At 68.5% G+C, this 3,554-nt stretch carries 7 protein-coding genes; all 7 read left to right on the top strand.

Features of this window, described 5'->3' with window-relative positions:
- Nucleotides 1–65: 65 nt before the first annotated feature.
- Nucleotides 66–929, top strand: coding sequence for an SPFH domain-containing protein (locus AC04L7_RS14510; RefSeq protein WP_296280917.1), 864 nt, complete (start codon nt 66–68; stop codon nt 927–929).
- Nucleotides 930–944: 15 nt separating this feature from the next.
- Nucleotides 945–1,220 (top strand): hypothetical protein, encoded by a 276-nt coding sequence (locus AC04L7_RS14515; RefSeq protein ID WP_435997601.1) that lies wholly within the window; start codon nt 945–947, stop codon nt 1,218–1,220.
- Entirely contained in the window at nt 1,217–1,411 is a 195-nt protein-coding gene (locus AC04L7_RS14520) for a type II toxin-antitoxin system antitoxin (protein ID WP_435997599.1), read from the top strand. The genes AC04L7_RS14515 and AC04L7_RS14520 overlap by 4 nt, the downstream gene beginning before the upstream one ends.
- Nucleotides 1,408–1,587 (top strand): DUF4177 domain-containing protein, encoded by a 180-nt coding sequence (locus tag AC04L7_RS14525; RefSeq protein ID WP_296280912.1) that lies wholly within the window; start codon nt 1,408–1,410, stop codon nt 1,585–1,587. Before AC04L7_RS14520 ends, AC04L7_RS14525 begins: the two co-directional genes overlap by 4 nt.
- 52 nt (nt 1,588–1,639) lie before the next feature.
- Entirely contained in the window at nt 1,640–2,392 is a 753-nt protein-coding gene (locus AC04L7_RS14530) for an alpha/beta hydrolase (protein ID WP_435997596.1), read from the top strand.
- A gap of 12 nt (nt 2,393–2,404) precedes the next feature.
- On the top strand, nt 2,405–2,947 hold the full coding sequence (locus tag AC04L7_RS14535; protein ID WP_475513272.1) for a PH domain-containing protein: 543 nt from the start codon (nt 2,405–2,407) through the stop codon (nt 2,945–2,947).
- Between the two features lie 9 nt (nt 2,948–2,956).
- Nucleotides 2,957–3,554, top strand: a 598-nt coding sequence (locus tag AC04L7_RS14540; RefSeq protein WP_475513273.1) for a D-alanyl-D-alanine carboxypeptidase family protein, incomplete at its 3' end; no start/stop codon positions are given.

Consider the following 3,554-nt stretch of genomic DNA (forward strand, 5'->3'; position numbering starts at 1 on the left):
CCGTTGCCCTGCTCGCGCTCGGCAGCGGCCTGTCATTGCTGTGACCCTTCCTTGAGAACGAGACCATGAGAGAGAACGCCAAGTCGTCGCTGCCCGGAATCCCGACCCTGCTCGGCCTGCTGGTGCTGGGTCTCGGTGCCGCCGCCGTCTTCATCCAGGGGGCGGCGCTGAAGCAGCCCAGCCACCTGGTCGCCGCCGCGCTGCTGGGCGCCGTGGTCATCTTCCTGATGGCAGGCCTCTACAAGCTGGAACCCAACCAGTCGGCCGTGCTCAGCCTGTTCGGCAAGTACGTGGGCACGGTGAAGGACAACGGCCTGCGCTGGAACAACCCCTTCTTCAGCAAGCGCAAGATCTCGCTGCGTATCCGCAACTTCGAGAGCAGCCGGCTGAAGGTCAACGAGCTGGACGGCAGCCCGATCGAGATCGCGGCGGTGATCGTGTGGCAGGTCGTCGACTCGGCCGAGGCCGTGTTCAACGTGGACGATTACGAAAGCTTCGTGCACATCCAGTCCGAATCGGCACTGCGTGCGATGGCCTCCAGCTACCCGTACGACCAGCACGAGGAAGGCCAGATCGCGCTCCGCAGCCATCCGCAGGAGATCTCGCAGCATCTGCAGGAGCAGATCGCCGAGCGCCTCGGCAAGGCGGGCGTGGACGTGATCGAAGCGCGTATCAGCCACCTGGCGTATGCCCCCGAAATCGCGCAGGCCATGCTGCAGCGCCAGCAGGCCAATGCCGTGATCGCCGCGCGCACGCGCATCGTCGCCGGTGCCGTGGGCATGGTGGAAATGGCCCTGGCGGAACTGCAGAAGAACGATGTCGTCAAACTGGACGAAGAGCGCAAGGCGCAGATGGTCAGCAACCTGCTGGTGGTGCTGTGCGGCGAGCGTGGCACCCAGCCCATCGTCAACACCGGCTCGATCTACTGACGCGGGCGCGCCGGCATGCACGCCTTCGTTCCGCTGGTGCTCGCCGTTTCCGGCCTGCCCGCACTGCTCATCGGCGCATGGATGAGCCGGGCCGCCGACGACCGGTCGCGCGGCATGGCGCTGCACTGGGTGCTGGTGGGGCTGGTCATCCAGGCCGGCGCCGTCGGCATCTACTGGGCCGGTGGGGACGACAGGCTGGCGCAGGGCATCGTGATCGCGATGGTGGTGCTGGTGAACGCGCTGATCGTGTCGATGGTGCTGCAGCTGCGCCGCAACAGGAAGCAACCGTGAGCGAGAAGCAGGACAAGAAAGCCTACCCGCTGCGCATCAATGCCGAGGTCCTGGCGGCGGCACAGCGCTGGGCGGACGATGAACTGCGATCGCTCAACGCCCAGATCGAATACGTATTGCGCGACGCACTGCGCAAGGCCGGGCGCCTGCCGAAGGGCGACGCCCCGACAAACAAGAAGGACTCGCCATGAACCATCGCTGGAGCCACAAGGTCGTCGAAGTTCCGTTCAAGATGTTCGCCGGCAAGCTTACCGACCGCATGCAGCAGGAACTGGACAAGATGAGCGTGCAGGGCTGGGAACTGGTCAGCACGCTCTTCATCGAGCACGAAATCTCGGTCCGCCTGTTCTTCAAGAAGCCGGCCTGAGGCCCGCCCGGTGGCCGGCCTCGCGAGACGCATCAAGCGCATATGGGTCACGTTGGGGCTCATCGCGACCGTAGTCTTCACCACGTGGTGCCTGGTCGCCTACTACGCCAATGCGGAAGGCCGTCGCGCGGCACGCGGGGATGCACGCGTCGCGGTCGACCACCGTGAGGGGCGCTGGGTGTTCATGCCACGGCAGCCGTCGCCGCACGCCACGGGGCTGCTGTTCTATGCGGGCGCACTGGTGGACCCGCGCGCGTATGCCAGGCTCGCCCATCGCACCGCGGAGGCCGGTTACCCGGCGGTGATCGTCGAGCTTCCGCGACGCGGCGCGTTCGGCGGCGCGGAGGGCTCGCCGGTGCTCGCGCGCGGCCAGGCCGCGATGGCCGCATTGCCGGGCGTGCGTTGCTGGATCGTGGGCGGCCACTCGCGCGGCGGGGAAGTGGCATCCCGCCACGCACTCGCCGACCCTCTGGGCACGGCGGCCCTGCTGCTGGTCGCGACGTCGCATCCGCGCGACGTCGACCTGTCCATGTTGACCATGCCCGCCATCAAAGTGGTCGGCGACCGCGACGGCCTGGCGACGCCCGACCGCGTGGCCCGCAACCGCCACCTGCTGCCCGCGCACACGCGATGGGTCGACATCCCCGGCGCCAATCATTCGCAGTTCGGCGACTACGGCTTCCAGCCCGGCGATCGTATCGCCCGCATTCCGCGCGACGCCCAGCAGCAGCGGCTCGCCGGAGAAGTGAACGGCCTGCTCAAGGCCGTCGCCGCCCGGACCGCCTGCCAGTCCGTCCCTCCTTGACCCGGTGATCCCATGCAACAGAAGCAACACTACGAGATCGCTCCCCTGCCCGGCCGCGTCGCCCTGTGGCTGTGGCTGCCGATGCTGGGCGCCCTTGGCCTGACCGTCGCCGCCCTGCTGCTGGAATCCCCTGCGCCGCCGCTTGTCGCATGGCTGACGGTGCCGTTCGTGCTGACGGTAGGCGCCATGCTCGCGCTTGCGATGCGTCGCAGGYGGATCGTGCTCGACCACCGCACGCTGCGGGTGGAGGCCGCGTTCTACACGAAGACGCTACCGGTCGAATCCATCGACCTGGACAGGGCGCGCGTGCTGAGCCTGGAGGAACACACGGACCTGGCCCCGATGCTGAAGACCAACGGCTTCAGCCTGCCGGGCTTCAAGGCCGGCCACTTCCGCCTGCGCAACCTCGGCAGGGCGTTCTGCCTGGTGACCGATCGCACGCGCGTACTCACCCTGYCCTTGCGCGATGGCGGTCTGGTGCTCGTGAGCCCCGCACGCCCCGGCGACCTGCTGGCGACGCTGCGCGAACTGGCGGCGCCTTCGCCGCGTCGCTAAGCTGCGGCCATGCGACGCCCCACGCGCCCCCTGAAAACGCTGCTGCTCAATACGGCGCAGATCGAACTGTGGCCTGCGGATGTGCTGCACGTGCGCGGCAACGCCGACGCGCGCTCGCTCGCCGGCGCGCATACCGTATTGCGCCGGAAGCGGGATGGCCGCTACCTGGCGGCTGTATCGACACGGGCAGTGCGCCCGCTCGTTCCGCGCCTGTTCCTTGAGCCCGGCCTCGACGAGGCGTGGGATGCCCTCGACCGGCTCGAGCAGGCTACGCGCGGCATCGATGCGGACGCGCAAGGCTCGCTGCCCCTGCATGCGTTGCAGCAACGGCTGCACGACGTGGGGCTGGACGACTCCTACGGCGAGCGCAGCGGCTTGCCGTTGGTTCCCGAACCGGCCGCGCTGGTGTTCGCCGGGCGCGACCGTTATCGCCGCCCCCTGTGGCTGTCGGCAGCCACGGCGCGCGCCTGGCTGGCCATGCAGCGCGCCGCCTACCGTGACGGCCTCATGCTGGACGCGATCTCCGGTTACCGCAGCCACGACTACCAACTCGGCATCTTCGACCGGAAGCGGGCGCGCGGACTGACCGTCGAGCAGATCCTCACCG

The organism is Pseudoxanthomonas sp. LjRoot204_2, from assembly GCF_056175765.1.

What these genes read in the sequence shown, in the direction of transcription:
- AC04L7_RS14515 (WP_435997601.1), top strand. Translation starts at nt 945, where the DNA reads ATGCACGCCTTCGTTCCGCTGGTGCTCGCCGTTTCCGGCCTGCCCGCA.
- AC04L7_RS14510 (WP_296280917.1), top strand. Translation starts at nt 66, where the DNA reads ATGAGAGAGAACGCCAAGTCGTCGCTGCCCGGAATCCCGACCCTGCTC.
- AC04L7_RS14525 (WP_296280912.1), top strand. Translation starts at nt 1,408, where the DNA reads ATGAACCATCGCTGGAGCCACAAGGTCGTCGAAGTTCCGTTCAAGATG.